Origin of the sequence: Stenotrophomonas sp. yr243 (assembly GCF_900184195.1) — a bacterium.
Classification (GTDB): Bacteria; Pseudomonadota; Gammaproteobacteria; order Xanthomonadales; family Xanthomonadaceae; genus Stenotrophomonas; species Stenotrophomonas lactitubi.
Genome location: NZ_FXWT01000010.1, coordinates 1 through 1,701, shown reverse-complemented (window position 1 = coordinate 1,701; position 1,701 = coordinate 1). Strand labels below are relative to the sequence as shown.

Annotated in this window: 1 protein-coding gene; it reads right to left on the bottom strand. The window is 61.7% G+C overall.

Features of this window, described 5'->3' with window-relative positions; all coding sequences use genetic code 11:
- Positions 1 to 1,701 (bottom strand): condensation domain-containing protein (locus tag QOL57_RS21410; RefSeq protein ID WP_283401545.1); only part of this gene is annotated, 1,701 nt, incomplete at both ends.

Sequence of the window (1,701 nt, the reverse complement as noted above, 5' to 3'; positions counted from 1 at the left end):
TGGGCTCGCACCTGCTCCTGGAAAACATGGTGGATCAGTCCATCGCGCGGATACGCACGAGTGGTGGCCAGCAATGCCTGCTGCCGTTGCCTCGAGTCAAGGGAGGCTACAAGCCGCAGTTCCTGCAACGGGCGTGGAACCGTATCGCTCAACGCCTCGCACAACCGCGCAGTCGCCTGCAAAAGGCGTGACGCGAGCTCTTCGGCGTTGATGCCCTCTGCACATTGCATCGAAATGCTGAACGCCTCTCCCGCGCTGTCCACTGACACAACGATCGGATAGTTCGCCCGCTCCTCGCTGCGCACAACGTGTGCACCATGTGCCGCCAATCCCTCACTATCGCCCTGGCCATGGCGATAGTTGAGTACCGACGTGAACAGAGGGAGGCGGGGATCGATCGCGCTGCAACGCTGCGCCACGACGAGCGGTGCCTGCTCATGCTCCAGCAGCTCAATCAGCGTCGCCTGTGTGTCCAATGCAGCCTGCCGCGCTGTCGTGTTGGCAACATCGATTCGCACAGGCAGGGTGTTGACGAACACACCCATGACGTTGCTGGAGGCGCCGGTCATCTGCAGCCGGCCGGACAACACCGTGCCGAACACCACCGTGTTCTGATCACACAGCGCGGCCAGTACCTGGGCCCACGCCAAGTGAAAAACTGCTGCGGGAGTAATACCAAGTGCACGAGCGCGGTGGTGCAGCGTGGTGCTTAGAACGTCGGGCACCGTGACGCTGATCTCCGTGACCTCTGCTCCTGTTCCCTGCACGTCAAGCACCCCATAGGGCGCTGTCGACTCGTGGATGTCACTAAGCTGGGCGCGGAAGTAGGCTTCGTGATCCCCAGCACTTGCATCGCGGATGACGGAAATGAAATTCCGATACTGCAATGGCTCGGATAGCGCGGCGGCATCGCCGCGCAGAACAATCTGCACCTCCTCCAGCAGCAACTGGAGCGTGACGTGATCGCAGACGATGTGGTGCAGGAGCAGCACCAGCCATTGAGCTTCACCCTGTATGTCCGAGGCAATATGCGCATGCAGCAGCGGCGCACGACGGAGGTCGATGCGCATGCAACGCGGATCCACGCGCTGCATTAGCTGTTCCAAGGGCGCTCGACGCGGATCCAGTACGATTTCGTGCACTGGCAGCGTTACGCTGCGATGAACGACCTGGACCGGTGCGCGAAGGCTCTCCCAGTGGATCGACGTACGCAGGATGTCATGGCGGGCCATTACCTGCTCGAGCGCCACCAGGAATGCCTGCAGGCACTGCAGGTCGTCGAACCTCAGCACCGAACGAAGCAGGTAGGCATCGCCCTCTCCGCCCAGCAGATGATGAAAGAGCACCCCCTCCTGCAGCGGACCCAGTGGGTATATATCTTGGATACCTACGGCACCCTCGCGGGCAGCCGCCACCAGCGTATCGATTTCCGTCTGTTCCAGCGATGCCAGTGGCAACAGGTCGGGCGTGATCCGGCCGCTGCCATCAATCTTGCTGGGCGGCACCACGAACGAGGCCTGCGGCGTTTGCTGCCGCACTGATTCTGCCAACGCAACGAGCGAGAGCGCGTTGAACACCGTTCTGACATCAGCCTGCAGGCCGCGCTGACGCAGTTGCTCAATGACTGTGATCACCAGCAACGAGTGCCCGCCCAGTTCGAAGAAGTTGTCGTGGCGTCCCACCTGCTCCAGTCCCAGCACC